This window comes from Pusillimonas sp. SM2304 (assembly GCF_031628915.1).
Taxonomy (GTDB): Bacteria; Pseudomonadota; Gammaproteobacteria; order Burkholderiales; family Burkholderiaceae_B; genus Pusillimonas_C.
On record NZ_JAVLUJ010000001.1, the window covers coordinates 159,964 to 175,784 of the forward strand.

Annotated in this window: 14 protein-coding genes, 1 tRNA gene and 1 pseudogene; 9 read left to right on the forward strand and 7 right to left on the reverse strand. The window is 59.5% G+C overall.

The window, feature by feature from the left end:
• Positions 1 to 21: 21 nt before the first annotated feature.
• The 3 genes from RE432_RS00730 to RE432_RS00740 are packed head-to-tail and all read right to left on the reverse strand — an operon-like array spanning position 22 to position 2,511.
• The gene (locus RE432_RS00730) at positions 22 to 720 is read right to left on the reverse strand and encodes an RraA family protein (RefSeq protein ID WP_310931304.1); all 699 of its coding nucleotides are present in this window, start codon (positions 718 to 720) and stop codon (positions 22 to 24) included.
• 48 nt (positions 721 to 768) lie between these two features.
• Positions 769 to 1,497: a PIG-L deacetylase family protein gene (locus tag RE432_RS00735; RefSeq protein ID WP_310931305.1), complete on the reverse strand. Its 729-nt coding sequence runs from the start codon at positions 1,495 to 1,497 to the stop codon at positions 769 to 771.
• Positions 1,498 to 1,536: 39 nt separating this feature from the next.
• Complete coding sequence (locus RE432_RS00740) at positions 1,537 to 2,511, reverse strand: tripartite tricarboxylate transporter substrate binding protein (protein ID WP_310931306.1); 975 nt, start codon at positions 2,509 to 2,511, stop codon at positions 1,537 to 1,539.
• 99 nt (positions 2,512 to 2,610) lie between these two features.
• Here RE432_RS00740 and RE432_RS00745 point away from each other — a divergent pair, with 99 nt between their 5' ends.
• Positions 2,611 to 3,534 carry a LysR family transcriptional regulator gene (locus tag RE432_RS00745; protein WP_310931307.1) on the forward strand — a complete coding sequence of 308 codons (924 nt, stop codon included), beginning with the start codon at positions 2,611 to 2,613 and terminating at the stop codon, positions 3,532 to 3,534.
• Here RE432_RS00745 and htpG read toward each other — a convergent pair.
• Complete coding sequence (gene htpG / locus RE432_RS00750) at positions 3,531 to 5,444, reverse strand: molecular chaperone HtpG (RefSeq protein WP_310931308.1); 1,914 nt, start codon at positions 5,442 to 5,444, stop codon at positions 3,531 to 3,533. The genes RE432_RS00745 and htpG overlap by 4 nt on opposite strands.
• Before the next feature lie 282 nt (positions 5,445 to 5,726).
• Here htpG and RE432_RS00755 point away from each other — a divergent pair, with 282 nt between their 5' ends.
• Genes RE432_RS00755 through RE432_RS00775 form a run of 5 tightly spaced genes read left to right on the forward strand, consistent with a single transcriptional unit; the run spans position 5,727 to position 11,051 of the window.
• Positions 5,727 to 5,855 carry a hypothetical protein gene (locus RE432_RS00755; protein WP_310931309.1) on the forward strand — a complete coding sequence of 43 codons (129 nt, stop codon included), beginning with the start codon at positions 5,727 to 5,729 and terminating at the stop codon, positions 5,853 to 5,855.
• Positions 5,856 to 5,867: 12 nt separating this feature from the next.
• Entirely contained in the window at positions 5,868 to 6,734 is an 867-nt protein-coding gene (locus RE432_RS00760) for a c-type cytochrome (protein ID WP_310931310.1), read from the forward strand.
• A gap of 17 nt (positions 6,735 to 6,751) precedes the next feature.
• Positions 6,752 to 8,170, forward strand: a complete 1,419-nt coding sequence (locus RE432_RS00765) for a cbb3-type cytochrome c oxidase subunit I (protein WP_310931311.1) — start codon at positions 6,752 to 6,754, stop codon at positions 8,168 to 8,170.
• Entirely contained in the window at positions 8,154 to 8,996 is an 843-nt protein-coding gene (locus tag RE432_RS00770) for a CbbQ/NirQ/NorQ/GpvN family protein (RefSeq protein WP_310931312.1), read from the forward strand. The genes RE432_RS00765 and RE432_RS00770 overlap by 17 nt, the downstream gene beginning before the upstream one ends.
• Before the next feature lie 21 nt (positions 8,997 to 9,017).
• Positions 9,018 to 11,051 carry a hypothetical protein gene (locus RE432_RS00775; protein ID WP_310931313.1) on the forward strand — a complete coding sequence of 678 codons (2,034 nt, stop codon included), beginning with the start codon at positions 9,018 to 9,020 and terminating at the stop codon, positions 11,049 to 11,051.
• Here RE432_RS00775 and RE432_RS00780 read toward each other — a convergent pair.
• Positions 11,048 to 11,179, reverse strand: a complete 132-nt coding sequence (locus RE432_RS00780) for an entericidin A/B family lipoprotein (protein ID WP_310931314.1) — start codon at positions 11,177 to 11,179, stop codon at positions 11,048 to 11,050. The two genes, RE432_RS00775 and RE432_RS00780, sit on opposite strands and share 4 nt — an antisense overlap.
• A gap of 174 nt (positions 11,180 to 11,353) precedes the next feature.
• On the opposite strand from RE432_RS00780, the gene RE432_RS00785 reads away from it, so the two are divergent.
• The 3 genes from RE432_RS00785 to RE432_RS00795 all read left to right on the forward strand — a co-directional run bounded on the left by RE432_RS00785 (position 11,354) and on the right by RE432_RS00795 (position 14,674).
• Positions 11,354 to 11,438 (forward strand) — tRNA-Leu (locus RE432_RS00785).
• Between the two features lie 453 nt (positions 11,439 to 11,891).
• The gene (locus RE432_RS00790) at positions 11,892 to 12,482 is read left to right on the forward strand and encodes a hypothetical protein (protein WP_310931315.1); all 591 of its coding nucleotides are present in this window, start codon (positions 11,892 to 11,894) and stop codon (positions 12,480 to 12,482) included.
• Positions 12,479 to 14,674, forward strand: a complete 2,196-nt coding sequence (locus RE432_RS00795; protein ID WP_310931316.1) for a hypothetical protein — start codon at positions 12,479 to 12,481, stop codon at positions 14,672 to 14,674. The genes RE432_RS00790 and RE432_RS00795 overlap by 4 nt, the downstream gene beginning before the upstream one ends.
• A gap of 92 nt (positions 14,675 to 14,766) precedes the next feature.
• Here the strand turns inward: RE432_RS00795 and RE432_RS00800 are convergent.
• Together RE432_RS00800 and RE432_RS00805 are read right to left on the reverse strand one after the other, a co-directional pair.
• Positions 14,767 to 15,527: pseudogene (locus RE432_RS00800) on the reverse strand (TrbI/VirB10 family protein); the annotation flags it as partial.
• A complete protein-coding gene (locus RE432_RS00805; protein WP_310931317.1) occupies positions 15,528 to 15,701 on the reverse strand; it encodes a hypothetical protein in 174 nt (57 codons plus the stop codon).
• Positions 15,702 to 15,821 lie beyond the last annotated feature (120 nt).

The following is a 15,821-nucleotide window of genomic DNA, read 5'->3' on the forward strand; positions in this document are numbered from 1 at the left end:
ACCGGACCGGACACGCTCAGGTCAGGACTGGAACCGCTTGATCAGGCCCGGAATAGTGTCTTCCGGCGGCAGCTCGCCCGCCGTCTTCAACGCCCCCTCCAGCCAGCCATAAAGCAGCCGGCCTTCCTGGATATCGTTCAGGCGCCGCGCCTCGGCGGCGATCTTGGCCTGTGCCGCCTTCAGCAGACCGGCGGCATCCTGGCGCGGCACGATGACGACGCCGTCGTCATCGCACACAACCAGATCCCCCGCTGCCGCGCTGACGCCGCCCACCGACACGGGGTAGCCGATACGGCCGCCCTGCGTGCGCGTAGGCCCATTGGCATTCACACCCGCCGCGAAGACCGGAAAGCGGCCTTCCCGCAAGGTCGCCGAATCGCGCACCATCCCATCGATCACGACCGCCGCGATACCGGCCGCCGCGGCATGCGCGCACATCAGTTCGCCCATTAGGGCTGATGTGGTGTCCGCCTTGCCGTCGACGACCAGGATATCGCCTGGACGCGCAAGCATGAGCGCCGCATGAATCATCAGGTTGTCGCCCGGACGAACTTCTACCGTGAAAGCGGTGCCGACGGCGCTCAGGCCCGGCGCCATGGACCGGACACGGGCGTCCAGCGCGCCGCGGCGGCCCGCCACGTCTGCAACAATCGTTGCGGGAATGGCTGAATAGGCAGCCAACGTGGCGGCATCAAGACGCTCAAAATCACTGTTGATCATGCTTCGGCCTCCCAAGTACGCCTTCCATCAAGCATCTGGCCAGCATCATCACCCCAGAAAGTCGTCCGACACGCGCGGATAGACGCTTTGATAGGCTTCCCCATGCTTCACCTTTCTTCCGGAATTACGCGCGGCCTGTACCCCGCGCTGCAGGGCCACACGGGTGTAGTAGTCCCATAGGTGCTCTTGCGCCGCCATGACCTGGAAGGCCGACAGCTTCTTTTCCCACACCGGGGTGATGTCCAGGAAGAAGTCCGGCTTCCATTCGCACTGTTCGGGCTGATGCGGCTCGAACAGATAGACGGGCGGGGCGCCCAGCACGTCCTGTTCCGGATGATGGCCATGCGCCTGGGCAATGATGCGTGCTTCCAGGGCCAGATGACTGGCCAGCGGATGATCGAAGTTGTAAGGGTCTTGAGCGGAATGGGTCAGCACGAACTCGGGACGCAGCGTGCGATAGACATCGACGATCTCGAAAAGCGCCTGGTCATTGACGCGCAGGGGGTAGTCGCCGCAGTCCATGAAGGAAACCGACGCGCCGAGTACATCGGCGGCCCGCTGCGCTTCTTCACGCCGCCCGCTCTTCACCTGTTCAAGCGTCATGCCGGGCTGCCGCCACATCTTGGCCGACTCGCCCCGCTCGCCAAAGGATAGGCACAGCACATGAACCTTCCAGCCCTTCTGGGCATACAGGGCAATGGCTCCACCGGCGCGCCACACGAAATCGGCCGAATGGGCGCTGATGACCAGCGCATTTTTCTGAGTCATGATCGTCATTCCAATCTTGTTGCGATGAACCTGGATATTCTCCGGTTCTTATTCCACCTTGATGCCGGCATCCTTGATGATGCGGCTCAACGTCGTGGATTCCTTCTCCATAAAGGCCTGGAATTCCTGCGGCGCATCGGGATGCACGGACGCGCCGCGCTTCTTCATGGCTTCGACAACCTCGGGATCATTCAAGGTCACGCGCAACGCGGCATTCAGCTTCTGGACGATGTCGTCGGGCGTATCGGCCGGCGCCAGCAGGCCCCACCAGACGGTGGATTCAATATCCACGCCCATGGATTTGGCCGTTTTCACCTCGGGCAGCAGGTGCGTGCCATCGGTGTTCAAGACCGCCAGCGGACGCAGCTTGCCGGCCTCTACGTGCGAGACTACTTCAATCGGGTTGATGGCCATGAAAGACAGGCGCCCTGCCAGCAGATCCGTCACGGCGGGCGACCCGCCCTTGTAGGGGACATGCATCGCCTTGAAATCGGCGACGCGCAGCAGCAGCTCGCTGGCCATGTGGCCGGAGCTGCCCATGCCCGCGGTTCCAAAGGTAAGGCCCTCGGGATTGCTGCGGCCGAAGTCGATCAGGTCCTTCAAGGTGTTGAAGGAAGAATTGCTGTTCACGACGACGACCAGCGGCGCTTCGCCTATCCTGCCGATAGGCTTGAACGCCGTCATGGGATCAAAGGACAGATTCGAGTAAAGCGCCTTGTTGGTGGTAACCGTGTTAGAGGCCACATACAGCGTATAGCCGTCCGGCTTGGCACGCGCGACATAGGCCATGCCGATATTGGTTCCCGCGCCCGGCTTGTTTTCCACCACCATGGGCTGGCCCAGCTCTTCGGCCATGCGATTGGTGACCAGGCGAGCCACCGTATCGACGCCGCCGCCCGGCGAATACGGAACGACAACATTGACGGCTGCAGCGGGATAGCCGGCAGCCAGCACCGCCGGGGCGGTCGCCACGCACGCGGCGGCCGTGATCGCACGGATCAGTCGGGGAATACGCAGTTTCATGTTTAAGTCTCCTTGATTCATGGGGACCGATTCTGCGCTGCCTCAGTTATAGCGTCCAATACTATTAAAATCTAACTTTTATCTGATTTTCGAATAAGTATGGATTTCCGCCAACTACGCTACTTCACCGCCGTCGCCGAGACATTGAATTTCAGTCGCGCCGCCGAACGCCTGCACATCAGCCAGCCGCCCCTGAGCCAGCAGATCAAGCTGCTGGAAGAGGACCTGGGCGTCGTTCTGCTGGAACGCACGCGGCGCACGGTGAAGCTGACCCACGCCGGCGAGCTTTTCTACCAGCAGGCGCAAGACATCTTGCGCCAGTACGCCGAAGCCCGCGAGCTATGCCTGTGGGCGCGCGACGGCCGGGCCGGCAAGCTGCGCGTGGCCTTCACGGCGTCCGTCCCCATGTTCGAAGCCTTCCCCCGCCTACTGCAGACCTTCCGCCAGGCTTACCCGCGCATCGACATCGACCTCCATCACATGTCCACAGGCGAACAACTGCAAGCACTGAATGCGGGCGAGATCGACATCGGCTTCCTGCGGCCTTCGTCCGTCTTTCATCCGCCCATGACCATCGATGTGGTCAAGCTTTGGCGCGATGAACTCATCCTGGCAGTGGCCACCGGCCACCCCCTGGCACAGGCAGACGCCAGCCCGGAGCTGCGCGATCTGGCCAACGAAGACTTCATCCTGTTCCCGCAGGCGCTGGGCTGCGGGCTGTTCGAACACATCACCACCTTGACGGCCCAAGCCGGATTCGCGCCGCGCATCGTGCAGGAAGTGCGTGAAAACAGCACCACGCTGGCGCTGGTCGCGGCCAACCTGGGGATATCCATCGTGCCCAGCATCTACTCTGGAACCCGGCCCCCGGGCGTGGTGTTCAAGCGCATCGCCGGCGCACAGACCGAATCGCAGATCCTCATGGCGGCATCCCGCAACCATGCCAATGCCTCGGTTCCGATATTCGTCGAGCACGCGGGCGCCGAGTCCTTTGCCATGGACCCGGCGGCCGAAACAGCCTAGGCCGCTGTGTTCAGCAGCAGACGATTCATGCGCTTGACGAAAGCCGCTGGCTCGGCAAGGCTGGCGCCTTCGGCCAGCATGGCCTGATCCAGCAACAGCAAGGCCCACTCGTCAAAATCAGCGTCCGGCGCGGCCTGCAAACGGCCCATCAGCGCGTGCTCGGGGTTGATTTCAAGAATAGGCTTCAGGTCGGGAGCCGTTTGCCCCGCCGCCTGCAGCATGCGCAGCAAATGCGGGCTGAGTTCGTTTTCGTCGACCACCACGCAAGCGGGTGAATCAACCAGGCGGCCGGTCACGCGCACCTCTTTCACCTTGCCGTCCAGCGCCTTGCCCAGGCGTTCGACCAGGGGCTTGAAGGTTTCGGCCACTTCAGCCTGATGCTTCTTTTCTTCCTCGTCGGCCAGTTGATCCAGGTCGAGTCCGCCCTTGGCGATCGACACCAGCGCCTTGCCGTCGAAATCGCGCAGGTAGGACAGCATCCATTCGTCGACGCGGTCGGACAGCAGCAAGACTTCCAGCCCTTTCTTGCGGAAGATTTCCAGGTGCGGACTGTTGCTGGCGGCCGCATACGAATCGGCGCTGACGTAGTACACCTTGTCCTGCCCTTCTTTCATGCGCGATACATAATCGGCCAACGACACCGTCTGCGTGGCGTTGTCGTTGTGCGTGGAGGCAAAGCGCAGCAGCTTGGCAATGCGCTCTTTATTGGCGGCGTCCTCGCCCGTGCCTTCCTTTAGCACTTGGCCGAACTGCTCCCAGAACTCGGCGTACTGCTCGGGCTTGTTCTCGGCCAAGTCTTCCAGCATGGACAGCACCCGCTTGGCCGAGCCCTCGCGTATCACGCGCACATCCCGGCTTTCCTGCAGGATTTCGCGCGACACGTTCAGCGGCAAGTCGGCCGAATCGATCACGCCGCGCACGAAGCGCAAGTATGTGGGCAGCAACTGCTCGGCATCGTCCATGATGAACACGCGCTTCACATACAGCTTGACGCCGCGCCGCCCTTCGCGATCCCACAAATCCATGGGTGCATGCTTGGGGATGAACAGCAACTGCGTATATTCGCTGCGCCCTTCCACCCGATTATGCGTCCAGGCCAGCGGGTCATCGTAGTCGTGGCCGATATGCTTGTAGAACTCCTGATACTGCTCATCGGTAATCTCGGACTTGGGCCGTGTCCACAATGCACTGGCCTGATTGACCGTTTCCCACTCGTTTTTCTTGACCTGCTCGGACTTCTCCGCGTCCCACTCTTCCTTCTGCATCTCGATGGGCAGGGAAATGTGGTCGGAATAACGGCGCAGCACCTCGCGCAGCTTCCAGCCGTTCACGAACTCGTCTTCGTCCTCGCGCAGGTACAGGGTGACCGACGTCCCCCGATCGGCTTTTTCCACCGGCGCAATCGTGAACTCGCCCTGGCCCTCGGACTCCCACAAAATGGCATCCGTTTCGTCAGCGCCCGCGCGCCGGCTTAGCACCGACACCTTGCTGGCCACGATGAAGGACGAATAAAAACCCACGCCGAACTGCCCGATCAGTTGCGCGTCTTTCTGCTTGTCGCCCGTCAACTGCGAGAAAAATTCCTTGGTGCCCGAGCGGGCGATCGTGCCCAGGTTGGCCACCGCCTCGTCGCGCGACATCCCGATGCCGTTGTCCGAGATCGTGATGGTGCGCGCAGCCTTGTCGTACTCGACGCGAATGCGCAGATCGGCATCCCCCTGAAACAGGTCGGGATTGTCGATCGCTTCGAAACGCAGCTTGTCGCAGGCATCCGACGCATTGGAAACCAGTTCGCGCAGGAAGATTTCCTTATTGCTATACAAGGAGTGGATCATCAAATGCAGCAGTTGCTTGACTTCTGTCTGGAAGCCCAATGTTTCTGATGTCCTGTTTGTATCTGTTTGAGTCATTGTCGATCCGTGATTAAAGCGCCATCGCATCGGATGGTTTTCTTTTAAGAAAAATAGGGCACGGCCATTGCCCTGCGCATGCTTGCGCCCGGGCGGGCCGATACGCAGGCATATGGAGCCGAAACCCCGGGTTTCAAGGGCGGAACGGCCTTTTCGAATCAATTAGTTACAGTAAAGAGAATTGGATTCGGCTAGGGTATCAAGGCGAAAGCACATAGAGCCGCAACAGCCCTTGTGTGCCGTCTTGTATCCGCGTGTCAGGCCAGAACAAAGGGGAATGCCATGATGCAGGCAGCAATGCTTTACAGGATAGTAAGAGCTGTGGGGTGGGTGGTATTGGCATTGATGGTCGCCGCCATCTTTTATGCCTGTATCACCGGCATCCGCTACTGGTCCGGTATCGGCGTGTAGGGGGATGCAGCCATGAACAAGCGCCAGACCCGTGTGTTCGCGATCGCCTCCACGGCCATCGCCTCTGTCATTTTCCTGGGGCTGACCCTGGACAGCCACCGCCAGTTTCCCACCCTGACCAATACCGACCAGATCGATGAAAGCGTTGTGCGCGGCCAAGACGTCTGGCATAACTACAACTGCATCAACTGCCACACCATTTTTGGCGAGGGCGCCTATTACGCGCCTGACCTGACCAAAATCACCCAGCACCGCGGCACGCCTTATTTGACGGCCTTCCTGAAAGATCCGGCGCAGTTCTATAACGAACAGACCCACCGCCGCATCATGCCCAACCTGAATATGGCCGACGACGAAATCGCCGATGTCATCGCCTTTATGGACTGGGTCAGCAAAGTCGACAACCAGGGCTGGCCGCCACGCCCCATTCTGGTCACGGGCGGCTCTATACCCGGCACCGACCTGAGCCTGGCCCAGCAAAAACAGGAAGGCCAGGCCGAAGCCAGCGGACTGCCGCCGGGCGCGCGCCCCGTCAGCGACGACAACGACCCCGTGGCGCTGGGCGAAGCGCTGTTCAAATCCGTCGTGCCCACCTGTTCGGCCTGCCATAGCATCGCGCCGGGCGTAAACCTGGCCGGGCCATCGCTGGCCGGCATGGCCACCCTGGCCGAGAAAACCATTCAGTCGGGCGACTATCAGGGCAAAGCAAAAACCGCGGAAGAATTCATCCGCGAATCCATTGTGGAACCCAGCGCCTATCTGCATCCGGGCGCCATGTATTCCGCCGGCGGCACCTCGTTCATGCCGCCGTCCTACGGTAAAGATCTAACCGAAGAGCAGGTCGACCATCTGGTGGCCTACCTTAATTCGTTTAAGTAAATCGCCCAGGAGCTGCCATGCGTTACAGATCCCAATCCGTCGCCTACTGGTACTTTGCCCTGGCGCTGATCCTGTTCGGGCTGCAACTGGTGTTCGGCCTGCTGTCAGCCGCCAAATACCTGGGGCCCGACCCGCTGTTGAACATCATGCCGTTCGACGTCACCAAAACCGTGCACACCAACCTGCTGATCGTCTGGGTGCTGACCGGCTTCATGGGCGCCACCTACTGGATCGTTGCCGACGAATCGCGCACCGAGCTGTACAGCGTCAAGCTGGCCTATATCCAGCTGGGGCTGTGGGCCATCATGGGCGTCACCGCCATCATCAGCTATTTCTTCGGCCTGGGCACCGGCAACAAACTGCTGGAACAGCCCCTGCCCAATAAACTGCTGATCGTCGTCTGCATGCTGATTTTTCTGTACAACATCGGCATGACCATCAAGCGGTCCGGCCGCTTCACCACCACCGAAGGCGTGCTGCTGCTGGGCCTGGCCAGCTCGGCCGTGCTGTATATTCCCGCCCTGCTGCACTATTCCAACTACGTCGTATCGATTTTCTATCGCTGGTGGACCATCCACCTGTGGGTGGAAGGCGTGTGGGAAATGATCCAGGGCTCCTTCCTGGCCTACCTGCTTATTCGCCTTTCCGGCGCCGACCGCGAGGTGCTGGAGAAATGGCTGTACGTCATCGTCGGCCTGGTCTTCATTGCCGGCATCCTGGGAACCGCCCACCACTACTACTGGGTCGGCGTGCCCGCCTACTGGCTGCCCCTGGGCGGCTTCTTCAGCGCGCTGGAACCCGTCGCCCTGGTCGGCATGGCCATGTACGCCTACTTCGCCATCCGCCGCAGCGGTATCCGCCATCCCAACATCCTGGCCCTGCACTGGGCCATAGGCAGCGCCGTCTTCACCCTGTTCGGCGCCGGGCTGCTGGGGCTGGCCCACACCTTTCCCGAGATCAACAAGTGGACGCACGGCACCCTGATCACCGCCATGCACGGCCATGCCGCCTTCTACGGCGCCTACGTCATGATCGTGCTGGCCGTCATCAGCTATGCCGCCCCCACCATGACCGTGGGCCGCCCCGAAGAAGGCACTTCGACAGGCATGTGGGCCTTCTGGCTGCAGATCGGGGGCATGTTCGGCATGACCCTGTCGTTTGCCACCGCCGGCATCGGACAGGTCTACCTGGAACGCGTGCTGGGCATCGGCTACCTGGACGTGCAACTGAAAATACAGGTGCACTTCCTGATGCTGGTCGCCACCGCATCGATCTTCGTCATCGGCGCCCTGCTGTTCATCTACGATTTTTTCCGCTACCCGCCGCGGCAGGCGCCGGTGGAGGACGATGCGCCGGAGGCCGCGCCGCATCAACCCAGCCTGGTCCCAGCGCCGGGCGCCGCCAAAGGGGTGCTGGCCAATGAACAGATTGGCTGACATCGAATCGCTGCAAGCGGAGCCGGGCGGCGGACTGCTGGCGCCGCCTGCCGCCGAGCCTTTTTACCTGCCCGCCCACGACGAAGTCAGCCTGTTCGAGCAGTGCCATCACAACCAGCTGGCCGTTATGCTGAAAGGCCCCACCGGCTGCGGCAAGACCCGCTTTGTAGAGCATATGGCCTGGAAGCTGCAGCGCCCGCTGGCCACCATATCGTGCCACGACGACCTGACCGCCAGCGACCTGATCGGGCGCTACCTGATCCGGCACGACCGGACCGTGTGGCAAGACGGCCCCCTGACCGCCGCTGTGCGCGCCGGCGCCCTGTGCTATCTGGACGAAATCGTCGAAGCGCGGCAAGACACCGTGGTCGTGCTGCATTCGCTGACCGACTACCGGCGCACGCTCAGCATCGACAAGACCGGCGAAGTGATGCATGCCGCCCCCGGTTTCCAATTGGTGGTGTCGTACAACCCGGGCTATCAGCGCATGCTGAAAGACCTGAAACCCAGCACCCGGCAGCGCTTCGTGACGCTGGACTTCGACTTCCTGCCGGCGGCGCAAGAGGCCGACATCGTTGCCCGGGAAAGCGGACTTGCGCCGACCGACGCCCTGGCGCTGGTGGACCTTGCCCACAAACTGCGCAGCCTGCAGGATCGCGGGCTGGCCGAGGTGCCCAGTACCCGCCTGCTGGTCGCTACCGGCCAACTGATCGCGCGCGGAATCCCCCTGCGGCGGGCATGCCAGGTGGCGCTGATTGCCCCCCTGTCTGACGACGCTTCGCTGGTGGGCGCCATGAACGACCTGGTCAGCCTGACCTTTCCCTGACTGGCCGGCCCGGAGCGCAACATGGCCGAGGCAGAAGACGTTATTACCGATGCCGCCCGGCACGCCACCATTTACGCCCGCGAACTATGGCTGCGGCGGCGCGGCAAACCCGATGTGCCACTGCCCATTATTTTGGCCCAGGTCGCGCCGCGCCTGGATCTGCTCATCAGCGCCATATTCGGCTGCAGCTACCCCCTGCGCGTGGCGCAAACCCCGGCCGCCCCCACCCTGCTGACACGCCTGTTCCGCCGGCACGATGTCATGCCGTCGGAACAGGCCCTGCCCGCCACCAACGGGCAAGCCATCTGGCTGCCCAACAGCCTGGACTGCGCCGAATGGCCCCAAGCGGCCGCCCGCTTCCGCAGCCTGGCCCTGCTGCAGGCCATGCGCGCTTTTCGCGGCAGCGCCAACGCCCTGGCCCAGACCGATGCCCCCCTTGGCCCGCGCACCCAGGCCCTGTACCTGATACTGGAAGCGCAGGCCTGCGACCACGCCCTGATACAGCGGCTGCCCGGCATGGCGCCTGCGGTCGCCGCCCTGCGCCGGCACGCCCTGGCACAGCGCCCCGCCCCCGCGCGCATCCCTGCCGCCTGCCGCCCCATCGAAACCCTGGTTCAGGACATACTGAAGACGCCCCCGGATACCCCGTCCAGCCTGCCGCTGTGCCCTTCACCCGCCGAGTCATTGCATCTGGCGCGGCGGCTGGCCGCGCAGATGGCCCAGGCCGGCAACCATGCGCCGCAGTCGCACGCCCTGTTCAAAGACATGTGGACCGGCGACCTGATCGTGCCTAGCGGCCACGACGACAGCACCGCCAGCGAAGACATGGCCCCATCCGACCTGCACCGCCCAGCCCCCCGCAGCGCCCGCCTGCCCCGCCGCCCCAAAGCCCGCAAGGCGGATGAAGACGAAGATCAGGACAAACAAGGCGTATGGATGGTGCAAACCGCCGACCCGCTGGAAAAAGCCGAAGACCCCATGGGCATGCAGCGCCCCGCCGACCGCGACGAAGACACCGCCAGCGAAGAATACGCCGACGCCCTGTCGGAACTGGCCGAAGCCCGCCTGGTGCGCAGCCCCACGCCCGCCAAAGAAATCCTGCTGTCCGACGACCCGCCCGACAAACAGGGCCGCCCCCTCGCCGCTGCCACCCCCTTGTCAGAACGCATATTGCACTACCCCGAATGGGACTATCGCCAGGGCCGCTACCGCCACCCTGGCGCCGCCGTCCATAGACTAGCCCCCGAAGCCGGCCCCCAGGCCTGGGTCGACAAAACCCTGGCGCGGCACCGCCGCATGATAGACACCATACGCCGGCACTTCGACGCCCTGCGCCCCGAACGCCAATGGCTGCGCCGCCAGACCGACGGCGACGACATCGACCTGGACGCATGGATAGAAGGCGGCGCCGACGCCCGCGCCGGCCTGCCCATGCCCCAAACCCTGTACCGCCAGCAACGCCCCCAGGTCCGCAACCTGGCCATCATGCTGCTGGCCGACATCAGCGGTTCCACCGACTCCTGGCTATCCGGCTCGCGCCGGATCATCGACGCCGAGCGCGAAGCCCTGCTGCTGGTCACCATCGCCCTGGAACACCTGGGCGAACCCTGCGCCATCCAGGCCTTCTCTGGCGAAGGCCCCCAAGGCGTCACCATACGCTACATCAAGAACTTCAACGAAAGCCACGGGCCGGATATTGCCCGGCGCATCGCCGCTCTGGAGCCCCAGTACTACACCCGCAGCGGCGCCGCCCTGCGCCACGCCACCGCCGAACTGATGCGGCAGCCCGCGCAACACCGCCTGCTGCTGCTCTTGTCAGACGGCAAACCCAACGACATGGACGAATACGAAGGCCGATATGGCGTCGAAGACACCAAGCGTGCCGTCATCGAGGCGCGCATGCAAGGCGTGTTCCCCTTCTGCCTGACCATAGACCGCCAGGCCGCCAGCTACCTGCCCGGCATGTTCGGCGCCGGGCAGTACGCCCTGCTGCAGGAGCCCGCCGAACTGCCCCGGGCCCTGATCGCCTGGCTGCGCAGGCTGGTGGGAGGTTAGCGGGTTTTCTCCTGTATTTTCTCGCCGCCACGCTCGATATCTTCACCCGCGCCATGAAAAGTGTTTGAGCAGCCGCCTGCCAATGCAGCCAGCGCCAATAGAATAGGCATCCAGACTCGTGCTTTCATATGTGTATTCTCCTAGAGTGACCATGGGTGCGTCAGCGCATTCCACCCAACGTGAAATGCACGGAGAATGCCCAGCAAGCGGCATGCCCGGGCCTGCCTTTTCAGCCCCCGACAAGCGTGTATAATTACGCCTTTCTGCCGCGCCCCGTGTTCTTCAGGGCGTACTGCTTGAATGCCCGGGTGGTGAAATTGGTAGACGCAGGGGACTCAAAATCCCCCGCCGCAAGGCGTGCCGGTTCGATTCCGGCCCCGGGCACCAGTCTGAAAATCCTAATGGCTCTTCCCCATTATCAATGGAATGGACGCCGGCTCTTCCCCATAAACGGGGGATGGGCACTCATCAAACTCGGTTAATTACACCATTCCAACCGCATTGAGCCAAGACTCTCATGCGGTAATTCTCAAAAGATCTCTAAAGTAATCGTAACTACTGCCAGATAGCCAATTGTCTACTTTGGACGGGGTTGATCGCCGGGCAATCGATTAGTAAACAAGAGCGAAGCAGCGGACACCATACGTAAACTGTTAATGTCTCCTTAAGGGCTACCCCTCTGTCACGGAAACCACAAATTGCGTAGTATGGGGTTACATTGTTTTTTTTCTGGACATAAGATGACTGTTCCGACGTCCATTACGCGCTCGATACCTGCGTGAAGCCGTGTGATGATGAAGGACTTTTTTACGTATTAATTATGGCGGGTAGGCAATGACCATGCACCGAACGGTCGTTTATGTGGACTGGGATACAGCTAGACGGCTGGACTTTCGGAGAGAGAATACAACCAAAGGAATCGAACGGGCTTTCGAAAAGTTGCATCGTGCCATCTCGAAAAGTTTGACACGCAAAGATCCGAAAGCCCAATTTCGAATTTACTGGAGAATCTATCACGGCTGGTATACAGGAAAGACCAAGACTTTGGATCGCCGTTTATTTGAGCAATATGCTAATACTGCACGCTCGGCTACGATTGATCGAGTATCTTTCAGTACAGATTTTAAATACTCAGGGGATGATCTGTGCGGTACGCATCGAATTCCCATCTATGACACGCTGCGCCATAGCCGCGATCCAAGTGTCAGCTCACAGAAAATGGTCGACACAATGCTAGCTTGTGATCTGCTCCACTTAGCACGAACCAAAGATTACGCTTATCACGTTATTGTCGCTAACGATGATGATACATTGCCAGCCATAATGACGGCTGAGGCCTGGCGTGCGAAGGTTCTGCTGCTTCATTCCAGAGAACAGTTGAATCAGTTTTTAAATCTAGATGGAATTGCACAAAAGATGGAGATTGCATGACTACCTCTTCGGTTTCTCCGGGTGACGCATTATTGCGGGACCTTGCGCCTTTCTCCGATCCTGCAACTGAAACGAATCTCAAAACGGCTGAAAAAACATCTCTCGTAGAAATCACAAGAAATGGGCAGCTACAGAAATATCTGCTGATGCACGAAGATGGTTCTTTGTTGGCCCGTCATGCAGGCGACAAAAAATATGTAAGCATCGGATCACTGCTTGCTTCTCCTGATTTTGCCGACATCAGAAATCTAGTGACGACACAATTACGCATCTATCGCGATTTCGATATCGATAGACTTATACCCCCCGAAGGTGAATTCAATAGCAAGAAACTAGCGCTACAAACGCTCACGCGTGCAACTACACCATCACAGCGAGGCACACCATCTGCAGATTTGAAAATCATGCTGTTAGACGGGTCGGCTGGCGTAGGAAAAACCTCACTAATTAAACGCTTGCTAGTACAGCGATTGCTGTCCAACAATGGATCTGTTAACAATATAATTCCTCTACTTCATATCGATAGTCGTGGCCGTCGGCTTTCCTCTTTAGACGAGGTGCTTGCTCAATCGCTGCAATTAATTCGCGCTAAGTTCACATATGACCAGTTGCCATCCTTAATCCGCAATGGGCTCGTTCAACTGGCCATCGATGGATTCGACGAACTGGTGGATCCGGAGGGATACCGCGATGCTTGGTTCGCATTAAAAGATTTCTTTGAACAGACGGGGTTTGGCGGCCCCATTATCCTCGCTGGCCGAGATACATTTTTCGATCAACAGGAATTTTCAGAGAATATGCATGAACTCAGCCTCCCAGTAGATATCCATCATGTGCGCCTAACCGAGGTAGCACAGGCAACTGCTATTCAGTGGCTTACGGAAAATGGATGGCAAGCGGCCGATCTAGAAGATTCGCATACCTCGCTATTTCTTCGAGGAGGCTCTTATACGTTGAGGCCATACTTTCTGCAAGAGTTGGCAAGTGCTAAGGGGTGGGCCGACATCGAAGCGCGGAACTTGACACCTCGCGCCTACCTTATGGAACGATTTCTTGACCGAGAGTGCAAAATCCTGTCGGAGAAGCTCTCACTTGAGGAAATCGATCTGAAAAGCCATCTCACTACTGTCTTCGAAGAAGTAGCGGTGGAAATGGCCGACACAGAATCAGATGCAGTGGATTTGAGCTTCCTGCAAATGACCACCGAAATTGCGTTCGGAGATAAATTGTCTGCAACTGACATCGGGAAACTTCGTCACAAATCCGGCAGTTTCGCGCTCCTAGAAAATGATCCTCGAGAGGGGTTTAGAAGGTTTCCCCACACGGAGATTAAGCACCATTTCCTATCCAGCGCATTGCTGCGTTTAGTTGTAGCCTCCGAACCGATACGATTTCTGCGTCGAGGTATGGTGACGTCTGATCTACTGATGATTTTTGGCGAACACTTTGCAGTGTGTGACGATATACAAGCTAGCACCTTCGTGACAGCTCTCCAACGCGCGCTGGATCGAGAAGCGTCATTCGACCGCCTCTTCGACAACGCCGTCAGCCTACTATTAACCTCGTTGGTGCGAAATGTGGAAGAGCGCCATGAGAGATTCTCGGACTTGCATGTTTCAAATGTATCCTTGTTTGGTGATGTATCCGCTTGCAGTCTCGAACGTGTGCAGATCCAACGATTGGATGCAGCGGAAGCCAGTCTAGTGAATGTGATATTCAAAGATTGCCGGATCGTACATTTGCATGTGGACGAAACAACTCGATTTAGCGCTCACGCACCGACTGTTGATCGCTTGCATGTCAAAAGTGTTAAGGGCGCAGTGCGAACGCTCTTCGATCCACTTGAGATCTCTGATTGGATCCAAAAGCATTCGGTGGATGATACAAAAAAGAACTCTGAAAACAAAGAGGCGCTTAAGCTGCTCGATAGAGTCTGCCGAATTATGTTGCGACAGCATATGATAAAAGATCATGAAGACGATCAGTTTGGAAAATTATTTCGGTCACAATACTGGCCTGAAATTGAGAGTATCTTGACCTCCGCTAACCTCTTGGAACGTAGACGTAATAGACCAGTCTCCGGAGCAAATGCTCCGTTCGTAAAAATAAAGGATCCATTCGGAATTTTGGCAAATCGCGGTTCGAGTGCCAATGCTGCAATATGGAAGAAGGTGGCTGCAATCCCGGGGTAAAGGCATAGACCAATAGTCTCTCAACGAACCATTTACCCAACGGTACTGTAGCAAATGCCGCTGTAACTATGTCAAAAGAACAAGATATGGCATCACCTGTTGATAAAATGCGGACGGTACAGCCGCAGTGTGATATCTCGACTGACGATCACCCGCACCGGCAGGCCCGGCCGGCCGTCAGCGTTGGCTGAATATTCATGCTGCGTCGGATCATTTCCTGGCCAGTCCGGTTCACTCTATCCTGCAAACTGCCGCGGCCAGCAATAATGATGCGATCGCCATCGCTGCGGTTTTTGGGCCCAGCCAGTTCCGATCCTACGCCCAATAAGGTGGTCAGCGCCGCGCCCGCCAAAATTCGATCCCAATGCCAAACCGTCCGGTCTTCTAGCCCAGCGTACCCGGCCGAGTCGGCGGCGGCCAGGTTGCCCAACACCACCGAAGAGGTGCCGGGCAGGATGATGCGATCCCACACTGCCTGTACCCGGCTTTACCCATAGGCCACCTGACTGTTGTAGCGCCCTATCAAGCGCGAGCCCTGCGGAATCAGGACATGCTGGCCGGTCGCTCTGTCATAAATGGGTTCGGTCACCATGGCGATGATGTTGCCAGGCAAATCGGACTTGATGCCGGTCACAAATGCGGCCGGAATAATGGTGCCGGCCATCAGCGTGCCAGGGGCACGGGGCGACGGCAGGCCATACAGGCTTTGCGTCGCGGCCATGCCCCGGTTCGCAAATGCTGCCTTGTTGTCCTGCATGTTCTGTGTCTGCACCGGATCGACGGGTGCGGATTCGCCCGGCATACCGGCTATCGTCATGCCTGACGTCCCGAAGGCCGATGCCGATGCACTGGCTTATGCATCGGCGAACTGGCCCGATTTATAGAAGAGCGGCGCGCACAAGCCCGCCCGACCATGCCCGCCGCCGCAATCCCTGGCCATGCCTAGGCCCAGCATGGCCAGGGAGGCGAGCACCAGCAGCGCGCCGGCGCTGTTCGCATCATCAAAGGAAAAGGAATATTGCTGCATCACTGCCTCCGGTTCGGAATCAGGCGGAATTGCCTGAAACCGAAGGACTCACGCCGCAGCGCAAGCCGTCACAGGGTCGGAGACGGCCGCAGGACGCCAGAGCACAGGGTGCGCGCCGCC

What these genes read in the sequence shown, in the direction of transcription:
- RE432_RS00805 (WP_310931317.1), bottom strand. Translation starts at nt 15,701, where the DNA reads ATGCAGCAATATTCCTTTTCCTTTGATGATGCGAACAGCGCCGGCGCG.
- RE432_RS00760 (WP_310931310.1), top strand. Translation starts at nt 5,868, where the DNA reads ATGAACAAGCGCCAGACCCGTGTGTTCGCGATCGCCTCCACGGCCATC.
- RE432_RS00730 (WP_310931304.1), bottom strand. Translation starts at nt 720, where the DNA reads ATGATCAACAGTGATTTTGAGCGTCTTGATGCCGCCACGTTGGCTGCC.
- RE432_RS00755 (WP_310931309.1), top strand. Translation starts at nt 5,727, where the DNA reads ATGATGCAGGCAGCAATGCTTTACAGGATAGTAAGAGCTGTGGGGTGG.
- RE432_RS00765 (WP_310931311.1), top strand. Translation starts at nt 6,752, where the DNA reads ATGCGTTACAGATCCCAATCCGTCGCCTACTGGTACTTTGCCCTGGCG.
- RE432_RS00775 (WP_310931313.1), top strand. Translation starts at nt 9,018, where the DNA reads ATGGCCGAGGCAGAAGACGTTATTACCGATGCCGCCCGGCACGCCACC.
- RE432_RS00735 (WP_310931305.1), bottom strand. Translation starts at nt 1,497, where the DNA reads ATGACGATCATGACTCAGAAAAATGCGCTGGTCATCAGCGCCCATTCG.
- RE432_RS00740 (WP_310931306.1), bottom strand. Translation starts at nt 2,511, where the DNA reads ATGAAACTGCGTATTCCCCGACTGATCCGTGCGATCACGGCCGCCGCG.
- htpG (WP_310931308.1), bottom strand. Translation starts at nt 5,444, where the DNA reads ATGACTCAAACAGATACAAACAGGACATCAGAAACATTGGGCTTCCAG.
- RE432_RS00795 (WP_310931316.1), top strand. Translation starts at nt 12,479, where the DNA reads ATGACTACCTCTTCGGTTTCTCCGGGTGACGCATTATTGCGGGACCTT.
- RE432_RS00770 (WP_310931312.1), top strand. Translation starts at nt 8,154, where the DNA reads ATGAACAGATTGGCTGACATCGAATCGCTGCAAGCGGAGCCGGGCGGC.
- RE432_RS00790 (WP_310931315.1), top strand. Translation starts at nt 11,892, where the DNA reads ATGCACCGAACGGTCGTTTATGTGGACTGGGATACAGCTAGACGGCTG.
- RE432_RS00780 (WP_310931314.1), bottom strand. Translation starts at nt 11,179, where the DNA reads ATGAAAGCACGAGTCTGGATGCCTATTCTATTGGCGCTGGCTGCATTG.
- RE432_RS00745 (WP_310931307.1), top strand. Translation starts at nt 2,611, where the DNA reads ATGGATTTCCGCCAACTACGCTACTTCACCGCCGTCGCCGAGACATTG.